This is a genomic window from Stenotrophomonas sp. ISL-67, assembly GCF_018612915.1.
GTDB lineage: Bacteria > Pseudomonadota > Gammaproteobacteria > Xanthomonadales > Xanthomonadaceae > Stenotrophomonas.
This window is the reverse complement of sequence record NZ_JAGGRL010000009.1, coordinates 226,739-244,826: the sequence shown is the minus strand read 5'-3', so window position 1 is coordinate 244,826 and position 18,088 is coordinate 226,739. Positions and strand designations below refer to the sequence as shown.

Here is an 18,088-nt window from a genome sequence, read left to right as displayed (position 1 = left end):
AACCGGATCGGGTTCACAAATCCGTGACGCAGTGCGTACACCGTTCACTGACATCAACGTCACAAAAATTTAACTTCAAAAACGAAAAACGGCGCCAAAGGCGCCGAATTCCCACTACCAATCAATTACTTACCGCGTAGCGACACGCCATGCGTGTCCCGCGGTGTCAACGAGCCTCACGCGTACGCCGGCACCCCATACACCACCGGACCGGCTTCAGCAGGCGCTTCGTAGCTCACCCACTCCCACGCGGTGGCGTCGGCCAGCAGGGCGCGGACCAGCTTGTTATTAAGGGCGTGGCCCGACTTGAAGCCCTCGTATGCGCCCAGCACCTGGCCGCCGGCCAGGTACAGATCGCCGATTGCGTCGAGGATCTTGTGGCGCACGAACTCGTCGGCGTAACGCAGGCCGTCGTCGTTGAGCACGCGGAATTCGTCGAGCACGATGGCGTTGTCCATCGAACCGCCCAAGCCCAGGTTGCGCTCGCGCATGTACTCCAGGTCGCGCATGAACCCGAAGGTGCGCGCGCGGGAGATTTCCTTGGTGTAGGCGGCCGTGGAGAAGTCGATCTCGGCGCGCGACTGCTTGGCCGGGATCATCGGGTGGTCGAACTGGATGGTGAAACCGAGCTTGTAGCCTTCATAGGGCTCGAAGCGGGCGACCTTGTCGCCTTCGGTGACTTCCACGGTCTTGAGAATGCGGATGAAGCGCTTGGGCGCGTCCTGTTCGGCGATGCCCGCCGACTGCAGCAGGAACACGAACGGGCCCGAGGAACCGTCCATGATCGGCAGCTCGGCCGAGGACAGCTCCACGATGATGTTGTCCACACCCAGGCCGGCCAGGGCCGACATCAGGTGTTCGACGGTCTGGATCTTGGCGTCGTTGCAGGTCAGCCCGGTGCACAGGGTCACTTCGGTGACCAGATCGGCACGCGCGGGCACTTCCACCACCGGGTCCAGGTCCACGCGGCGGAACACGATGCCATGGTTGACCGGTGCCGGGCGCAGGGTCATGTAGACCTTGTCACCGCTGTGCAGGCCAACGCCGGTGGCGCGGATCGTGTTCTTGAGGGTGCGTTGCGGAATCATGGGGGCCCGACCGGGAAAGCGCGCAGTCAGCGCGACAGTGACAAACAAGAATAACACGCACTACCACCGCTCCTTTCTGAACCGGAGGCGGCAGACTGCCGGGCCTATCCTGGCCCGGCAGCAAGGGACATGGAGGCGCAGACCGGGGAGGACAAGGCCCCGGCAGGCGATCCTCAGTCCGCCTGGCGGCGCAGGAACGCCGGGATGTCCAGGTAATCGTTGGGCAGTTCGGCCGCAGCCGGACCCGAGGCCGACGGTGCGGACGGGGCCACGGTGTCGGCGCTCGGACGACGCAGGCCCAGGCCCATGCCACCCACGGCCTTGGACACGGCATCGCCGCCGTTGTCGAAATCGCCGAATTCCGGCTGGCCGGTGGTGGCGTTGCGGACCAGCTTGATCGGCGCGCGTTCGCCCGGGCGCTGGCCCTTGGCGGCCGCGACACGGTTCAGGCCGGTGGCGACCACGGTCACGCGGACCTCGTCCTGCATGTCCGGATCCAGCACGGTACCGACCACCACGGTGGCGTCCTCGGAGGCGAAGCCATCGATGGTGCGGCCGATCTCGTCGAACTCGGCCATGGTGAAGTCGGCGCCGGCGGTGATGTTGACCAGGATGCCGTTTGCACCGGCCAGGTTCACATCGTCCAGCAGCGGGTTCTGGATGGCGGCTTCGGCGGCGGCCTGGGCACGGTCATCACCGCGGGCGGTGCCGGTACCCATCATCGCCAGGCCCATTTCGGACATGACGGTGCGCACGTCGGCGAAGTCGACGTTGATCAGGCCCGGGCGCACGATCAGGTCGGCGATGCCCTGCACGGCGCCCTGGAGGACGTCGTTGGCGGCACGGAAGGCCTGGATCATGGTGGCGTTGCGGCCCAGCACGGTGATCAGCTTTTCGTTCGGGATGGTGATCAGCGAATCGCAGTGCTGGCTCAGTTCCTCGATGCCCTTCAGCGCGACCTGCATGCGGCGGCGGCCTTCGAACGGGAACGGCTTGGTGACCACGGCGACGGTCAGGATGCCCATCTCCTTGGCCAGCTGTGCCACCACCGGCGCAGCGCCGGTACCGGTGCCACCGCCCATGCCGGCGGTGATGAACACCATGTCCGCACCCTGCAGCGCGTCCATGATGCGCTCGCGGTCTTCCAGCGCGGCCTGGCGGCCCACTTCCGGGTTCGCGCCTGCGCCCAGGCCCTTGGTGACGTTGGTACCCAGCTGCAGCTGCAGCTTGGCACCGCAATTCTTGATGGCCTGCGAATCGGTGTTGGCCGTGATGAATTCCACGCCGTCCACGCTGGTGCTGACCATGTGCGCCACGGCGTTGCCGCCGCCGCCGCCCACGCCGATCACCTTGATCACCGCATTGGGTGCCATCTTCTCAATCAGTTCGAAATGCGCCATGTCCGTGTCCTCGTTGTATCCGCTTGTGGGTGGCATGGGCGTGTTGGCGTCCTGCCTTCGCGCTGCATGCCGCCGTTGCGGCTGTGTGGGTTGTGTGTTGCGTTGTGTTGCTGGTGTTGCTGGTGTTGCTGGTGCTGCAGCGAGGCAGGGCCTCGCTCTACCTTGGGGGCGTCAGAACTCGCCCCGGAACCAGGTTTTCAATTTGTTGAACATGCTGCCTGCGCGCCCGGTGGGCAGCGACGGGCGGCGCGGGTGTTCGATCTGGCTGCCCATCAGCAGCAGGCCCACGCCGGTGGCGTGCACCGGGTTGCCGACCACTTCGCCCAACCCGGTGACGTGCTGCGGAATGCCCACGCGGACCGGCATCTGCAGCATTTCCTCGGCCAGTTCGACCACGCCTTCCATCTTCGAGGCGCCGCCGGTGAGCACCATGCCGGCACGCACCAGTTCCTCGAAGCCGGAACGGCGCAGTTCGGCCTGCACCATCTCGAAGATTTCCTCGTAACGGCCCTGCACCGCCTGCGCCAGCGCGTGGCGCGGCATCCGGCGCGGCGGCCGGTCGCCGACGCTGGGCACCTGGATGCTTTCCTCGGCGGTGGCCAGCTGGGCCAGGGCGCACGCATAGCGCACCTTGATCTGCTCTGCTTCCGGGGTCGGCGTGCGCAGCATGTGCGCGATGTCGTTGGTGACGTGGTCGCCGGCGATCGGCAGCGAAGCGGTGTGGCAGATCGCGCCCTGCACGAACACGGCCAGGTCGGTGGTACCGGCGCCCATGTCGACCAGCACCACGCCCAGCTCACGCTCGTCGGCGGTCAGCACCGCCACGCTGGAGGCCAGCGAAGACAGCACCAGGTCATCCACCTGCAGGCCACAGCGCTGCACGCACTTGCTGATGTTGGCCGCGGCCGACTGCGCGCACACCACCAGGTGCGCGTGCACCTCCAGGCGCACGCCGGTCATGCCGACCGGGTTGCGGATGCCTTCCTGCGAATCGTCCAGCACGTACTCGCGCGGGATGGCGTGCAGGATCTTCTGGTCGGCCGGGATCGCCACCGCCTTGGCCGCGTCGAGCACCCGGTCGAGGTCGCCCCAGGTCACCTCGCCGTCGCGGATCGGCACGATCCCCGGCGAGTTCTTGCACTGCACGTGGTTGCCGGAAATGGAGGCATACACCGAGCGGATCTCGCAGCCGGCCATCAGCTCGGCCTCTTCGACCGCGCGCTGGATCGACTGCACGGTCGATTCGATGTCCACCACGACGCCGCGCTTGAGTCCGCGCGACTCATGCGAGCCGATGCCGATCACCTCGATGGGGTTTCCCGGCGAATACTCGCCGACCAGCGCCACCACCTTGGAGGTGCCGATATCCAGCCCGACGATCAGCGATTTGTCACCCTTGCGATTCATGTCCTGTCCTGCGTCCTGTGCGCCACGTTGGCCGGCGCTGCCGCGGCCGGGGTACCCCAGCTCAGCGTGAAACCATTGGTATATCGGAGGTCGGCGCGTTCGATCGGCGCCTGCTGGTTGGCCAGCTGCGGCAGCACGCGCACGAAGCGCTGCAGGCGCGAGCGTGCGTCATCGCGGCCGACCACCACTTCGGTGCCGTTGCTCAACTGCAGCGACCAGCTGCCACGCGCGTCCATGCGGACCCGGGTGACATCCACCCCGGCCGGTGCGAACAGCGCGCGCGCATCGTTGTACAGCGCCACCACTTCCCCGGTCTGGGTGTCCGGACCTTCCAGGTCCGGCAGCGCCAGGTCCTGCAGCTTCTGCGGGGTGGCGAACAGCTTGCCCTGCTCGGACAGCAACCGGTCCTTGCCCCAGCGCGCGAAGGGTTGGTGCTCGACCAGGGTGATTTCCAGCACGTCCGGCCACTGCTTGCGCACCTGCGCGCTTTCCACCCACGGCAGCTTTTCGATGGCGTCCTGGGCATCCTGCAGCTTCACCGCGAAGAAGCCGGACTGCGCATACGGCAGCACCACCTGCTGCAGCTGCTCGGCCGGCACCCGCTTGAACTCACCGTGCACGCGCAGCTTGGCCAACGGCCAGCGTTCGGCACCGACCCAGCCGTTGAGCACCGCCACCACGGGCAGCGCTACCAGCGACAGGGCCAGCAACCAGACGAAGATGCGCAGCACGGCGTTCATGCGTGGGGGTGCTCCAGGGTCTGTTCCAGCACCCGCCAGACCAGTTCTTCAAAGCCGATGCCCGCCTGGCCGGCCGCCTTGGGCACCAGCGAATGGCTGGTCATGCCCGGTGCGGTGTTCACTTCCAGCAGGTAGAACGCGCCGCTGTTGCGGTCGCGCATCACGTCCACCCGGCCCCAGCCACGGCAGCCGGCGGCACGGAACGCGGCCAGCGCAATGCGGCGGATCTCCGCTTCGTCGTCGCCTTCAAGGCCCGGGCACAGGTACTGGGTGTCCTCGGCGATGTACTTGGCGTTGTAGTCGTACCACTGGCCCTTGGGCACGATGCGGATCGACGGCAGCGCCTGGTCGCCCAGGATGCCCACAGTCAGTTCGTCGCCGACCACCATCTGCTCCATCAGCAGCTGGCCGTCGTAGCGCGCCGCCAGTGCGACCGCCTCATCCAGGCCGGCCTCGTCGGTGACCCGGCTGATGCCGACACTGGAGCCTTCGTTGGCCGGCTTGACCACCACCGGCAGGCCCAGCTCGGCCGCCAGCGCATGCACAGTGGTGCTGTCCACCTTCCTGTACTGCGGGGTGGGCAGGCCCAGCGACAGCCACACCTGCTTGGTGCGGATCTTGTCCATGCCCAGCGCCGAACCGAGTACGTCCGAGCCGGTGTACGGCACGCCGAAGGCTTCCATCAGCCCCTGCACGATGCCGTCCTCACCGCCACCGTTGTGGCCGTGCAGGATGTTGAAGACGCGGTCGAAACGCTTTTCCACCAGCGCCAGGGCCAGGGCCGGGATGCCGTCCACGGCGGTCGCGTTGACGCCACGCGCGCGCAGTGCCTCGATCACGTTGCGGCCGGAATCCAGCGACACCTCGCGTTCGCTGGAGGTACCGCCCAGCAGCACGGCAACGCGGCCGAACACGGCCGGGTCAGTGGTGCGCAGCGGCGGGAAGGTCAGCGTGCTCATGCCGCAGGCACCTCGCTGAAGCCATCGGTGGCCACCAGATGGGCGACGTGGCCGATGTCGCCCGCGCCCATCATCAGCAGCAGGTCGCCGTCCTGCAGTACATCGGGCAGCACGTGCTGCAGCTCCGACGCCTGGCCGACCACGACCGGTTCGCTGCGGCCACGCGCGCGGATGGCGCGGGCCAGCGAACGCGAATCGGCACCGGGAATAGGCGCTTCACCGGCCGGGTAGACCTCGCTCAGCACCAGCGCGTCTACTTCGGACAGCACCGCGGCGAACGCGTCGAACTGGTCGCGGGTTCGGCTGTAGCGGTGCGGCTGGAAGGCCACCACCAGGCGCTGCGACGGCCAGCCGCCGCGGGCGGCGGCGAACACGGCGGCCAGTTCGCGCGGGTGGTGGCCGTAGTCGTCGATCACGCGCACTTTGGCACCGGTGCGGGTGGTGACGATGCCCAGGTCGTTGAAGCGGCGGCCGATGCCGGCAAAGCTTTCCAGCGCACGGGCGATGGCATCCGGGGCCACGCCCAGCTGCCAGCCCACCGCAGCGGCGGCCAACGCATTGAGCACGTTGTGCGCACCCGGCAGGGCCAGGGTCACCGGGTAGCTGCTGCCTTCGGGCAGGCGCAGGGTGAAGCGCATGCGCGGGCCGTCCTGGACCACGTCTTCGGCGCGCACGTCCGCATGGCTGCTCATGCCATAGCTCATGACATGGCGCGGCGTCTGCGCGGCCAGCGCGGCCACTTCGGGGTCGTCGATGCACAGCACCGCCAGCCCATAGAACGGCAGGCGCTGCAGGAATTCGGCGAAGGCAGCCTGCACGCGGGAGAAATCGTTGCCGTAGTTCTCCAGGTGGTCCGCGTCGATGTTGGTGATGACCGACACCAGCGGGTTCAGGCGCAGGAAGCTTCCATCGCTTTCATCGGCTTCGGCCACCAGCCACTGGCCGCTGCCCAGCTTGGCATTGGCGCCGGCGGCGAGCAGCTGGCCACCGATCACGAAGGTCGGGTCCAGCCCGCCTTCGCTCAGCACCGCCGCGGTCAGGCTGGTGGTGGTGGTCTTGCCATGGGTGCCGGCGACGGCGATGCCGCGACGGAACCGCATCAACTCGGCCAGCATGGCCGCCCGCGGCATGATCGGAATGCGCTGGCTGCGCGCTTCCATCAGCTCCGGGTTGTCGTCGCGGATCGCGCTGGAGACCACCACGCAGTCGGTGCCGAGCACGTTGGCAGCCGAATGGCCGCGCATCACGCGTGCGCCCAGCCCGGCCAGGCGGCGGGTGGCGGCGTTGTCGGCGTTGTCCGAGCCGGACACTTCATAGCCCAGGGTCAGCATCACTTCGGCGATGCCGCTCATGCCGGTGCCACCGATGCCGACGAAGTGCACGCGCGGGAAGGCGCGCACCAGGTCATGGGTGTCGTGCAGGCGGCGGATCATGCGCGGCCTCGCGTAACGGTGTTCATTTGGATTCCTCGAGAATGATGTCGGCGATGCGCTCGGCGGCATCGACCTTGGCCAGGGCACGCGCGGCGGTTGCCATCTGCATGCGGCGGGCGGAATGTTCGGACAGATCGCGCAGTACGTCCTGCAATCGAGCGGCCAGCGTTTCGTCCTGCTTCAGCAACACCGCCGCGCCACGCTCGACCAGGTATTCCGCATTGCGGGTCTGGTGGTCATCGACGGCGGCGGCGAACGGCACCAGCACGCTGCCCACGCCAACCGCGCACAGCTCGGCCAGGGTGGAGGCACCGGAGCGGCACACCACCAGGTCGGCCCAGCTGAAGGCGTCGGCCATGTCGGCGATGAAGGGCTCGACGCGCGCGCTGACACCGGCGTCCTGGTAGGCCTGCAGCGCTTCGGCGTGCAGCTTTTCGCCGCTCTGGTGGCGCACGTCGACCGCAAGGCTGCCGGCCAGTGCGGCCAGTGCCTGCGGCACGGCGTTGTTGAGCGCGCGGGCGCCCTGGCTGCCGCCGAGCACCAGCACCCGCAGCGGGCCCGCGCGGCCGGCCAGCCGCTGTTCCGGTACGGCAATCGCGGCAATCTCGGCGCGCACCGGGTTGCCCACGGCTTCTTCGCGCTGGGCGAAGCTGCCCGGGAAACCGGTCAGCACGCGGCGCGCGAAACGCGACAGCACGCGGTTGGTCAGGCCCGGCGCGCGGTTCTGTTCGTGCACCAGCAACGGCAGGCCATGCAGGCGTGCGGCCAGGCCGCCGGGACCGGAGGCGAAGCCGCCGAAGGCGATCACCGCACGCGGCTGGCGGTCGCGGATCAGGAAACCGGCCGCGCGCACCGCGCGCAGCAGGCGGCCGGGCGCGGTCAGCAGCGCCAGCTTGCCCTTGCCACGCAGGCCACTGATGGCCAGCGTGTCGATGTGGATGTCGTGCTGCGGCACCAACCGGGTTTCCATGCCCCCGATGCTGCCCAGCCACGTCACCGGAACGCCGCGTTGGCGCAGCACCTTGGCCACGGCCAGGCCGGGGAAGATGTGGCCGCCGGTGCCGCCGGCCATGATCATCACCGGACGCGGGGATTGCGGGTCGCTCATCCCATCCTCCCCAGGGTCGGTTCGATCCGCTGCTGCATGCGGCTGGTGCCGCGCGGCGCGCTGTCGCGCTGCGCGGATGCACGCGAGGTGCTGTCCTGCATGGCGGCGGCCACGGCGCTCGCACTGGCAGGCGCATCGACCGGCGCCGCCTCGTCCAGCTCGGCCGCGCCCATGCGCACGGCCTGGCGGCGCTCGGCGCGGTCCAGTTCGTAGGACACGCGCAGCAGCAGGCCCATCGCCACGCAGGTCATCAGGACGCTCGAACCGCCGGACGAAATCAGCGGCAGGGTCAGGCCCTTGGTCGGCAGGATGCCCAGGTTCACGCCAATCGAGACGAAGCTCTGCATGCTCACCCACAGGCCGATGCCGAAGGCGATGTAGCCGGAGAAGTGGCGCTTCATCTCCACGCAGCGCATGCCGATCCAGAACGCACGACCGGCCAGCAGCGCATACAGCGCCACGATCAGGCAGGTACCAATGAACCCCAGCTCTTCGGCGGTGACCGAGAAGATGAAGTCCGTATGCGCTTCAGGCAGGTAGTACAGCTTCTGTACCGAGTTGCCCAGGCCCACCCCGGTCCACTCGCCGCGACCCACCGCCATCAGCGCGTTGGACAGCTGGTAGCCGTCGCCCTGCTGGTCGGCCCACGGATCCCAGAAGGAGGTGATGCGGCGCATGCGGTACGGTTCGATGATCGCCAGCGCGCTCATCGCCACCAGGCCGAACACGATCGGCATCGACATGCGCGGCAGGTTCACCCCACCCAGCACCAGCATGCCGGCGGTGATCGCCAGCAGCAGGGTCGAGGAGCCGAAGTCGGGCTGCAGCAACAGCAGCACCACCAGCGCGCCGGCCACGCCCAGCGGCTTGAGCATGGCCGGCCAGGTCGCGTTGACCTCGTCGCGGAAACGCACCAGGTAGCTGGACAGCCAGACGATGTAGAGCACCTTGACCGCTTCGACGGTCTGGAACTTGGAGAAGCCCAGGTTGATCCAGCGCCGGGCACCGTTGACGCTGCTGCCCAGGCCGGGAATGAACACCACCACCAGCAGCGCGAAGCAGCCCAGCAGCAGCACCTGGTTGTACTGCTCGATGCTCTTGAGCTCGGTGCGCATGGCCAGCCCCGCCAGCACGATGCCCACCGCCAGGAACACCAGGTGGCGGTTGAGGTAGTAGAACGGGCTGCTCATCAGTGCGATCGAGCTCGACGCGACCATCACCACGCCCAGCCCGGTGAGCGCGATGATCGCGCCCAGCAGCCACTTGTCGAAGTGGCCTCCGATGGCTTCAAGGCGGGTTGCCTGGCGCGACAAGTCGTTCATCAGCGGACCTTCAACGTGGCCAGGCCGATCAGGACCAGCACCACCGAGATGATCCAGAAGCGCACGATCACGCGCGGCTCCGGCCAACCCTTGAGCTCGAAGTGGTGGTGGATCGGCGCCATGCGGAACACGCGCTTGCCGGTCAGCTTGAACGAGGCGACCTGGATCATCACCGACAGCGTCTCGATCACGAACACACCGCCCATGATCACCAGCACCAGTTCCTGGCGGGTGATCACCGCGATCGTACCCAGCACCGCACCCAGCGCCAACGCGCCGATATCGCCCATGAACACCATGGCCGGATAGGTGTTGAACCACAGGAAGCCAAGACCGGCACCGGCGATGGCCGCGCAGATGATCACCAGCTCACCCGCACCGGGGATCTGCGGGATCTGCAGGTAGTTGGAGAACACCACGTTGCCCGACGCGTAAGCGAACACGCCCAGCGCGCAGGCGACCAGCACGGTCGGCATGATCGCAAGACCGTCCAGGCCGTCGGTCAGGTTGACCGCGTTGGAGAAGCCGACGATCCAGAAGTAGGCAATCGCCACGAAACTGATCCCGGCCAGCGGCAGCGCCACGGACTTGAACATCGGGATGTAGAAGGTCAGCGCCGCCGGCACATCGGCGGTGTAGAACAGGAACAGACCCGCCGCCAGGCCGAAGATCGACTGCAGCAGGTACTTCCAGCGCGACTTCAGGCCGTTCGGGTCACGGCGCACGATCTTGATCCAGTCGTCGTACCAGCCGATCGCGCCGAAGCACAGCATCACCGCCAGCACCACCCACACGTAGCGGTTGCGCAGGTCGGCCCACAGCAGCACCGACAGGGTGATGGTGAGCAGGATCAGCGAGCCGCCCATGGTCGGCGTACCGGCCTTGGAGAAGTGGGTTTGCGGACCATCCTTGCGGATCGGCTGGCCGCCCTTGAACTGGGCCAGCTTGCGGATCATCGCCGGGCCCAGCCACAACGACAGGAACAGCGCGGTAAGCGCGGCCAGGATGCCGCGCAGAGTCAGATAGCCGAACAGCCCGAACAGGCTCTCCAACTGCTGCAACCATCGGGCCAGTTCAAGCAACATGGGGGGTTTCCTCTCCTCGCGCCAACAGCGCTTTTACAATCTTGTCCATGGCGCTGCCGCGCGAGCCCTTGACCAGGCAGCGCACGCCAGCATGCAGTTCGTCGGCCAGCGCGGCGGCCAGTGCCTCGTGGCTCTGGAAATGGCGGCCGCCGTCACCGAACGCGTGCGATGCCGCCGCGCTCAGCGTGCCCAGCGTGTACAGACGCGTCAGGCCAGCCTCGCGCGCGCGGCGCCCGGCCTGCGCGTGCAGCGCTTCGCCATCGGGGCCGAGCTCGCGCATGTCGCCCAGCACCAGCCAGGCCTCGTCCTTCGTCGCGGCGAGCGCGTCGATGGCGGCCGCCAGCGAGCCGGGGTTGGCGTTGTAGCTGTCATCGATCAACACGGCGCCGTTGGGCAGCCGGTGCGCGATCTGGCGGCCGGGCACGGGCTCGGCGCGGGCCAGGCCCGCGGAAATCGAGGCCAGGCCGATGCCTGCCGCCAGCGCCAGTGACGCGGCGGCCAGGGCGTTGCTGATGTTGTGCCGGCCCGGCAGCGCAAGTGCGATCTCCACGTTGCCGACCGGGCTGGCCAGCAGGAACCGGCTGCCCCCGGCCGTGGCGCGGATGGCCTGCGCGGTCACGTCGGCGCTGTGGTCCAGGGCATAGCGCAGCACGCGGCTGCGCGGCGGCTGGCCGACGATGTGCTGTTCGAACCAGATGCCGAAGGCGTCGTCGGCGTTGATCACCGCCACGCCATCGGCCGGCAGCGCCGCGTAGATGGCACCCTTGGTGCTGGCCACGCCCTGCAGGCTGCCCATCCGCTCCAGGTGCGCGGGCGCGATGTTGTTGACCAGGGCGTACTGCGGGCGCGCGATGTCGGTGAGGTAGGCGATGTCACCCGGCTTGCCGGCGCCCATCTCGTAGATGGCGAAGTCGGCATCCTCCGGCGCCTCGATCACCGCCAACGGCAGGCCGATCTCGTTGTTGCGGTTGCCCGGGTTGGCGTACACGACAGAATGCTGTTCGCGCGCAACCTGTTCTAGGATCGCCAGCAGCAGGCTCTTGACGCTGGTTTTGCCGTTGCTTCCGGTGATGGCGAACACCTGGGCGGCGCGGTCGCGCTGCATGCCGGCGGCAATGCGGCCGAGCGCGTGCCCGCTGTCGCCGACCACCACCTGCGGCACCGCCACGTCGAGCCGGCGCTCGACCAGCATCGCGCTGGCGCCACGGGCCACCGCGTCAGCGACGAAGTCATGGCCGTCGAAGCGCTCGCCACGCAGCGCCACGTACAGGCTGCCCGGGGCCAGGGTGCGGGTGTCGTTGCTGATGGCGTCGATGGCGGTGTCATCGCCATGGATGTCACCCCCGGCCCAGTGGGCGATCAGGGAGAGCGGCGTGCGCTTCACAGGATGGCCTCCTTGGCGCTGAGCGCCGCGGCGGCCACCAGGGTGTCGTCGAAATCGTGCTTGACCCCGCGCACTTCCTGGTAGGGTTCGTGGCCCTTGCCGGCCAGCAGCACGATGTCGCCCGGGCCGGCCAGCTTCACCGCCAGACCGATGGCGCGCGCACGGTTGCGCTGCACGGTGACGGCATCAGGTGCGGCGAATCCGGCCAGGATATCGGCCACGATCGCATCGCCGTCTTCGCCGCGCGGGTTGTCGTCGGTGACGATCACCTGCTGGGCCAGGCGCTCGGCGATGGCCGCCATCTGCGGGCGCTTGCCGGCGTCGCGCTCACCGCCGCAGCCGAACACACAGAACAGCCTGCCCTGCAGGTGGCCCTGCAGGCTTTGCAGGGCCTGTTCCAGCGCATCGGGGGTATGCGCGTAATCGACCACCACGGTCGGCAGGCCGCGCTCGCCACCGAGGCGGTTCATGCGCCCGGCAATCGGCTGCAGCTGCGCGATCAACGCGGCGATCGCATCCGGGGCATGGCCGAGCGCATGCAGCACGCCGGCCACGGCCAGCAGGTTGTCGACGTTGAACCGGCCCAGCAGCGGCGACTGCACCGGGTGGCGCGCAACGCCGACCACCAGGTCGAAGGCGATGCCACGGCCGTCGAGCTTGAGCGAATCGGCACGCAGGGTGGCCTGTTGCGCGCCGCGCGAGCTGACCCCGATCCGGGCGATGCCGGCATCGACGGTACGCAGCAGTTCGCTGCCGAAGCTGTCGTCCAGGTTGACCACCGCGGCCTTCAGCCCGGCGCGGTGGAACAGCCTGGCCTTGGCCGCGCCGTACTGGGCCATGTCGCCGTGGTAGTCGAGATGGTCGCGGGTGAGGTTGGTGAACACCGCCACGTCGTAGTGCACGGCATCCACGCGGCCCTGGTCGAGCGCGTGCGAGCTGACTTCCATGGCCACCGCGTGGGCACCCTGGTCGCGCAACTGCGCCAGCACTTCATGCATCTGCAGCACCAGCGGCGTGGTGAAGCCGGTCGGCACCACATCGCCGTACAGACCCACGCCCAGCGTGCCGATGCTGCCGCTGGTGGTGCCCGACAGATGCCAGGCCTGGGCCAGCAACTGCACGGTGGAGGTCTTGCCGTTGGTGCCGGTCACCCCGACCATGGTCATCGCGCGCGAGGGATGGCCGTGGAACTGGTCGGCCATGCTGCCCATGCGCGTGCGCAGGCCCGGCACGGCGATGGCATCGGCCGGGGCCGGCAGTTCCGCCGGGGCCGGCGGCTCGAACAGGATCGCGGCGGCGCCCGCGGCGCGGGCCTGGTCCACGAAACCCAGCCCATGCGCGCCGAAGCCGGCAATCGCCACGAAGGCATTGCCGGGGCGCACGGCGCGGCTGTCCAGCACCAGGCCGGTGATGGACGGGTCGTGGCTCAGCACCACATCGGGAAGCAACTGCGAAAGCAACATCATCTGGCTCATTGCGTGCCTCCCTGCGCGGGCGGCAACGTGGCGTGCGCGCTGGGCAGCGCGGCATCGAATTCGGCGGCGGCATCGGGCGCGGCAACCGTCTCGGCCGGTGGCGGGGTCGGCAGCGAGGACGCGGCGTGCCCCATCTTTCCGGACTGCTGGGCGGCCAGCCAGGAATCGATGTCGTCCGGCGGCACGTCCATCAGGCGCAGCGCGCCTTCCATGACGTTGTGGAACACCGGCGCCGATACCAGGCCGCCGTAGTACTTGCCGCCCTGCGGGTCGTTGATCACGATCACCGTGGCAAAGCGCGGGTTGCTGGCCGGCACCACGCCGGCGAACAGCGCGTTGTAATGGCCGCGCTCATAGCCGCCGGGGCCGGCCTTGCGTGCGGTACCGGTCTTGCCGGCCACGTGGTAGCCCAGCACCGCCGCCTGCTTGGCGCCGCCCTGGGTAACCACCGTTTCCATCATCGCCACCACTTCCCGGGCGACCTTCTCGTCGATGATCTGCTTGCCTTCGTTGCGCTGGCCCTTGACGAAGGTCGGCGCGATCAGCTTGCCGCCGTTGCCCAGCGCCGAGTAGGCCGTGGCGATCTGCAGCGGGGTGACATTCAGGCCATAGCCGTACGACAGGGTGGTCTTGGACGAGCCACTCCAGCGCGCCGGGCGCGGGAACACGCCTGCCGATTCGCCGGGGAAACCGCTGTGCGGGGCCACGCCGTAGCCGAAGCTGTGGACGTGGTCGTAGAAGACCTGGTCGGGCATCTTGGCCGCGATCTTGGCCGCGCCGATGTTCGAGCTGCGGGTGATCACGCCGGTGACGGTGAGCACGCCGTTGTTCCGCGGCACATCCTTGATGGTGTAGCGGCCGATCGCCATGTAACCCGGGTTGGTATCGACCGTGGTGTCCTTGGTGACCACGCCGGACTGCAGCGCCGAGGCGATGGTCAGCGGCTTCATGGTCGAACCCGGCTCGACCAGGTCGGTCACGGCGCGGTTGCGGCGGGTATCCGGTGCAGCCCCGCCCACCGCATTGGGGTTGTAGGTCGGCAGGTTGACCATGGCCAGCACTTCGCCGGTGGCCACGTCCATGATCACCATCGAGCCGCCCGCCGCCTTGTTCTCGATCAGCGCGTTGCGCAGCTCCTTGAAGGCGAGGAACTGGATGCGGCGGTCGATGCTCAGGGTCAGGTCCTTGCCCGGCTCGGCGGCGCGCAGCAGGTCGCTTTCGACCGTCTCGCCCTTGCGGTTGCGGATCACCCGCTTGGCGCCGGCCTTGCCACGCAGCCACTCGTCGAAGGCCAGCTCGAGCCCTTCCTGGCCGCGGTCGTCGATGTTGGTGAAGCCCAGCACGTGCGCCATCGCTTCACCCTGCGGGTAGAAACGGCGGAACTCGCGCTGCGAGGCGACGCCCGGGATCTTCAGCGCCACCACTTTCTCGGCATCGTCGGGATTGATCCGGCGGCGCAGGTACATGAATTCCTTGTCCGCCTTCTGGCTCAGCTTCGAGGTCAACTCATCCAGCGGCATGCCCAGTGCGGTGGCCAGTTCCGGAATACGGTCCGGCGAGCGCATCAGTTCCTGCGGGTTGACCCAGATCGAGGCGACCGGGGTGGACACCGCCACCGGTTCGCCGTTGCGGTCGGTGATCATGCCGCGCGAGGTGTTGATCGGCAGCTCGCGCAGATAGCGGGCTTCGCCCTGGCGCTGGTAGAAATCGCTGTTGATGATCTGCACGTAGGCGGCGCGGCCCACCAGCGACACCGAGCACAGGCCCAGCGCCAGACCGACCCACTGCAGGCGCTGGCGCAGGTTGAAGGCGTTGCGGGTGCGGTTGCGGCCGGTCTTGTTCATGGCCGCACCACTACGACATCGGCCGCTTCGGGGAACTTCATGCCCAGTCGCTCGCGCGCCACGCGGTCGACGCGGGTGGCTTCGGCCAGGGTCGCCTGCTCCAGCTGCAGGCGTCCGAATTCAATGTTCAGTTCGTCGCGGGCGCGCTCCACGCGCGACAGCTCGACGAAGGTCTGCCGGTGGCGGTGGCGCATGAACACCACACCGATCGCCGAGGCGATGGTGCAGGCCAGCAGCACGACCAGCAGCAGGCGGCTCATCACGCCACCCCGCGCTTTTCAGCCACGCGCAGCACGGCGCTGCGCGAGCGCGGGTTGACCGCCAGCTCATCGTCCTCGGCCTTGATGGCGCCGCCGACCAGGTCCAGCGTCGGCACGAACGCCGCCAGTTCGGGCAGCCGGCGATTGGTCGGCGGGGCCTTGGCGTGGCGGTTCATGAACTGCTTGACGATGCGGTCTTCCAGCGAATGGAAGCTGATCACCGCCAACCGGCCGCCAGGCTTGAGCCGCGCCATCGCCGCGTCCAGGCCGGCTTCAAGGTCGGCCAGCTCGCGGTTGATGTGGATGCGGATGGCCTGGAAGCTGCGCGTGGCCGGGTGGATCTTGTCTTTGCCGCGCGGCATCACCGAGGCGATCAGGTCGGCCAGTTCGGCGGTACGGGTAAACGGCTGCTTGTCGCGGCGCGCGATGATCGCCTTGGCGATGCGCCGGCCCTGGCGCTCTTCACCATAGGTCCACAGCACGTCCATCAACTCGCGCTCTTCCACGCGGTTGAGCCACTGCGCCGCGCTTTCCCCGCTGTCCGGGTCCATGCGCATGTCCAGCGGGCCGTCCTTGCCGAAGCTGAAACCGCGCTCGGCCACGTCCAGCTGCGGCGAGGACACGCCAAGGTCGAACAGCACCCCGTCCAGGCCGCCGGCGGTTTCGCTCCAGTGCAGCAGGTCGGCGAAGCTACCACGGAAGATCGAGACGCGCGGGTCCGGCGCGAAATCACGCTCGGCTACCGCGATTGCCTCCGGATCCTTGTCCATGACCAGCAGCCGGCCTCCAGCACCGAGTTGCTCGAGCACGCCGCGGGCGTGACCGCCACGACCAAACGTGCCATCGAGATACGTTCCGTTTTCGATCACCCTCAGGCCGTCCAGGACCTGCGTGTACAGCACCGGCAGGTGGCCCGCCGGCGACTGCGACACCGGAAGGTGACCGGCCTGCGCGCCTCCGCGCACCCGGGCACCCCGGGTCACAACTTCAGGTCGAGCAACCCATCGCCCAGATCCCCGTCAGACAACGTCTGCTGGATCAATGCGCGATGAGCCTGCTCGCTCCACAATTCGAATTTGTCGCCCATGCCGAGCAACACCGCCTTCTTTTCAATGCCAACAGCGCCGCGGTGGCTTGCCGGAATACTGATGCGGCCGTTGCCATCCAGCTCCAGATGCGCGGCCGAACCGACCAGCTTCTGTTGCAGCAGGCGCACGACGCGCTGTGTGTTGGGTTTGGCCATGACGTCGTCGCGGACCCGCTCCCACTCCGCCTCGGCGTACAGCCACAGGCAGCCGGACTCGAAGGGGTTGTAGGTCAGGACCAGGCGGTTGTTGCTCACGCGCGCGACCAGGTCGCGATGCGCGGTGGGAACCGCCATGCGTCCTTTATCGTCAACTGTGATGGCCGTCTCGCCTTGAAACACGACGCGTGCACCTTTCCTTCGCCCGGTGAAACATTGAACCACGAAAAACCACAAAAAACCCGGTTTCTCCTCTGTTGCCCACCTTAGCAGTGCCGATTGGGTTGTCAACAGTTTTGCGAAGCGGAAATCGCCTTGGACATCAAGGGCTTGCGGCAATGTTTAGAGACTTGTTCAAGGCTTATCCACAAGTTGCTGTTTCGTCTCATTTTTTGAGATTGGGCCGAAGTTCAGGCCCGTGGAGGCCGCGTGAAACATCGGCGCGCATTCATCAGCCTTCACGTCGTCAGCGGCGCACCGCTGCGCAAACCCGGCACAATGCGCGGCATGTGCCTGCTCGCCCTGGCCTGGAAGGTCCACCCCCGCTGGCAGTTGCTGATGGCCGGCAACCGCGATGAATTCCATGAGCGCCCGACGGCCGGGCTGGCCGCATGGCCAGCCCCGGACCTGGGCGTGCTGGCCGGCCGCGACCTGCGTTCGGGCGGCACGTGGGCCGGCGTGGGCCCCGATGGGCGAATGGCGGTAGTGACCAACGTGCGCGACCCGCTGGCCCGGCAAACCGGTCCGTCGCGCGGCGCATTGGTGGCCGGCTACCTGCGCGGCACGACCCCGGCCGCCGAATTCACCAACCAGCTGGCCGCCAACGCGCCCGCCTTCGCCCCGTTCAACCTGCTGCTCGCCGACCGCGACAGCTGCCAGTTCCTCGGCAACCACCCCCTGCTGCGCCAGGCGCTGGCACCGGGCATCCACGGCATGTCCAACGGCCCGCTGGACGCGCCGTGGCCGAAGACGCTGGCATTGAACGGGGCCCTGCAGGCCTGGGTGGACGCCGGCCGCGAGGACCTCGCGCCGCTGTGGGCGGCACTGGCCGACGAAACCCGCGCCGACGACGCCCGCCTGCCCGACACCGGCATCGGCCTGGAACGCGAGCGTTGGCTGTCGCCCGCCTTCATCCGCAGCGCGGAGTACGGCACCCGGGCCAGTACCGTGATCGCATTGGACGCCCAGGGCCAGGGCTTCATCTGCGAACGCCGGTTCGCCCCCTCAGGCGCCTGCAGCGGGGAAACCACGCTGACGGTCGGCACGCCCGGGCCGCTGCCCAACCCCGCTGCACGGTGAATGGAAGGGCACGCGGCGGTGCGCCGCGCGGATCGATCCGG

At 68.2% G+C, this 18,088-nt stretch carries 15 protein-coding genes and 1 pseudogene; 1 reads left to right on the top strand and 15 read right to left on the bottom strand.

Annotated features, from left to right (window positions below; all coding sequences use genetic code 11):
• Nucleotides 1-176 precede the first annotated feature (176 nt).
• The 15 genes and pseudogenes from lpxC to J7J08_RS11300 form a co-directional block, all read right to left on the bottom strand.
• Entirely contained in the window at nucleotides 177-1,088 is a 912-nt protein-coding gene (gene lpxC / locus J7J08_RS11370; protein WP_214905359.1) for a UDP-3-O-acyl-N-acetylglucosamine deacetylase, read from the bottom strand.
• 173 nt (nucleotides 1,089-1,261) lie between these two features.
• Nucleotides 1,262-2,488 carry a cell division protein FtsZ gene (gene ftsZ, locus J7J08_RS11365; RefSeq protein ID WP_214905356.1) on the bottom strand — a complete coding sequence of 409 codons (1,227 nt, stop codon included), beginning with the start codon at nucleotides 2,486-2,488 and terminating at the stop codon, nucleotides 1,262-1,264.
• Between the two features lie 171 nt (nucleotides 2,489-2,659).
• The gene (gene ftsA, locus J7J08_RS11360; RefSeq protein WP_068849240.1) at nucleotides 2,660-3,895 is read right to left on the bottom strand and encodes a cell division protein FtsA; all 1,236 of its coding nucleotides are present in this window, start codon (nucleotides 3,893-3,895) and stop codon (nucleotides 2,660-2,662) included.
• A gap of 62 nt (nucleotides 3,896-3,957) precedes the next feature.
• Nucleotides 3,958-4,635 (bottom strand): annotated as a pseudogene (locus tag J7J08_RS11355) (cell division protein FtsQ/DivIB); the annotation flags it as partial.
• Complete coding sequence (locus J7J08_RS11350; RefSeq protein WP_214905350.1) at nucleotides 4,632-5,594, bottom strand: D-alanine--D-alanine ligase; 963 nt, start codon at nucleotides 5,592-5,594, stop codon at nucleotides 4,632-4,634. The gene J7J08_RS11350 and the pseudogene J7J08_RS11355, both read right to left, overlap by 4 nt.
• Nucleotides 5,591-7,027, bottom strand: coding sequence for a UDP-N-acetylmuramate--L-alanine ligase (murC, locus tag J7J08_RS11345; protein ID WP_214905347.1), 1,437 nt, complete (start codon nucleotides 7,025-7,027; stop codon nucleotides 5,591-5,593). Before murC ends, J7J08_RS11350 begins: the two co-directional genes overlap by 4 nt.
• Before the next feature lie 22 nt (nucleotides 7,028-7,049).
• Entirely contained in the window at nucleotides 7,050-8,135 is a 1,086-nt protein-coding gene (murG, locus tag J7J08_RS11340) for an undecaprenyldiphospho-muramoylpentapeptide beta-N-acetylglucosaminyltransferase (protein WP_214905344.1), read from the bottom strand.
• Entirely contained in the window at nucleotides 8,132-9,457 is a 1,326-nt protein-coding gene (gene ftsW, locus J7J08_RS11335) for a putative lipid II flippase FtsW (protein WP_214905342.1), read from the bottom strand. Before ftsW ends, murG begins: the two co-directional genes overlap by 4 nt.
• Complete coding sequence (gene mraY, locus J7J08_RS11330) at nucleotides 9,457-10,542, bottom strand: phospho-N-acetylmuramoyl-pentapeptide-transferase (RefSeq protein WP_214905340.1); 1,086 nt, start codon at nucleotides 10,540-10,542, stop codon at nucleotides 9,457-9,459. The genes ftsW and mraY overlap by 1 nt, the downstream gene beginning before the upstream one ends.
• A complete protein-coding gene (murF, locus tag J7J08_RS11325) occupies nucleotides 10,532-11,926 on the bottom strand; it encodes a UDP-N-acetylmuramoyl-tripeptide--D-alanyl-D-alanine ligase (RefSeq protein WP_214905337.1) in 1,395 nt (464 codons plus the stop codon). The genes mraY and murF overlap by 11 nt, the downstream gene beginning before the upstream one ends.
• Entirely contained in the window at nucleotides 11,923-13,401 is a 1,479-nt protein-coding gene (locus tag J7J08_RS11320; protein ID WP_214905334.1) for a UDP-N-acetylmuramoyl-L-alanyl-D-glutamate--2,6-diaminopimelate ligase, read from the bottom strand. The genes murF and J7J08_RS11320 overlap by 4 nt, the downstream gene beginning before the upstream one ends.
• Nucleotides 13,398-15,245, bottom strand: coding sequence for a penicillin-binding transpeptidase domain-containing protein (locus J7J08_RS11315; protein WP_214905332.1), 1,848 nt, complete (start codon nucleotides 15,243-15,245; stop codon nucleotides 13,398-13,400). The genes J7J08_RS11320 and J7J08_RS11315 overlap by 4 nt, the downstream gene beginning before the upstream one ends.
• Nucleotides 15,242-15,505: a cell division protein FtsL gene (gene ftsL, locus J7J08_RS11310; protein WP_068849221.1), complete on the bottom strand. Its 264-nt coding sequence runs from the start codon at nucleotides 15,503-15,505 to the stop codon at nucleotides 15,242-15,244. Before ftsL ends, J7J08_RS11315 begins: the two co-directional genes overlap by 4 nt.
• The gene (gene rsmH / locus J7J08_RS11305; RefSeq protein WP_214905453.1) at nucleotides 15,505-16,470 is read right to left on the bottom strand and encodes a 16S rRNA (cytosine(1402)-N(4))-methyltransferase RsmH; all 966 of its coding nucleotides are present in this window, start codon (nucleotides 16,468-16,470) and stop codon (nucleotides 15,505-15,507) included. Before rsmH ends, ftsL begins: the two co-directional genes overlap by 1 nt.
• A 14-nt stretch (nucleotides 16,471-16,484) precedes the next feature.
• Complete coding sequence (locus J7J08_RS11300; RefSeq protein WP_214905328.1) at nucleotides 16,485-16,931, bottom strand: division/cell wall cluster transcriptional repressor MraZ; 447 nt, start codon at nucleotides 16,929-16,931, stop codon at nucleotides 16,485-16,487.
• Nucleotides 16,932-17,255: 324 nt separating this feature from the next.
• On the opposite strand from J7J08_RS11300, the gene J7J08_RS11295 reads away from it, so the two are divergent.
• Nucleotides 17,256-18,047 carry an NRDE family protein gene (locus J7J08_RS11295; protein WP_214905451.1) on the top strand — a complete coding sequence of 264 codons (792 nt, stop codon included), beginning with the start codon at nucleotides 17,256-17,258 and terminating at the stop codon, nucleotides 18,045-18,047.
• Nucleotides 18,048-18,088: the final 41 nt, after the last annotated feature.

Excerpts from the sequence above, each read along its gene's own strand:
- J7J08_RS11295 (WP_214905451.1), top strand. The coding sequence starts at position 17,256 with ATGTGCCTGCTCGCCCTGGCCTGGAAGGTCCACCCCCGCTGGCAGTTG.
- J7J08_RS11320 (WP_214905334.1), bottom strand. The coding sequence starts at position 13,401 with ATGAGCCAGATGATGTTGCTTTCGCAGTTGCTTCCCGATGTGGTGCTG.
- murC (WP_214905347.1), bottom strand. The coding sequence starts at position 7,027 with ATGATCCGCCGCCTGCACGACACCCATGACCTGGTGCGCGCCTTCCCG.
- ftsL (WP_068849221.1), bottom strand. The coding sequence starts at position 15,505 with ATGAGCCGCCTGCTGCTGGTCGTGCTGCTGGCCTGCACCATCGCCTCG.
- murG (WP_214905344.1), bottom strand. The coding sequence starts at position 8,135 with ATGAGCGACCCGCAATCCCCGCGTCCGGTGATGATCATGGCCGGCGGC.
- mraY (WP_214905340.1), bottom strand. The coding sequence starts at position 10,542 with ATGTTGCTTGAACTGGCCCGATGGTTGCAGCAGTTGGAGAGCCTGTTC.
- lpxC (WP_214905359.1), bottom strand. The coding sequence starts at position 1,088 with ATGATTCCGCAACGCACCCTCAAGAACACGATCCGCGCCACCGGCGTT.
- ftsW (WP_214905342.1), bottom strand. The coding sequence starts at position 9,457 with ATGAACGACTTGTCGCGCCAGGCAACCCGCCTTGAAGCCATCGGAGGC.
- ftsZ (WP_214905356.1), bottom strand. The coding sequence starts at position 2,488 with ATGGCGCATTTCGAACTGATTGAGAAGATGGCACCCAATGCGGTGATC.
- J7J08_RS11315 (WP_214905332.1), bottom strand. The coding sequence starts at position 15,245 with ATGAACAAGACCGGCCGCAACCGCACCCGCAACGCCTTCAACCTGCGC.
- J7J08_RS11350 (WP_214905350.1), bottom strand. The coding sequence starts at position 5,594 with ATGAGCACGCTGACCTTCCCGCCGCTGCGCACCACTGACCCGGCCGTG.
- ftsA (WP_068849240.1), bottom strand. The coding sequence starts at position 3,895 with ATGAATCGCAAGGGTGACAAATCGCTGATCGTCGGGCTGGATATCGGC.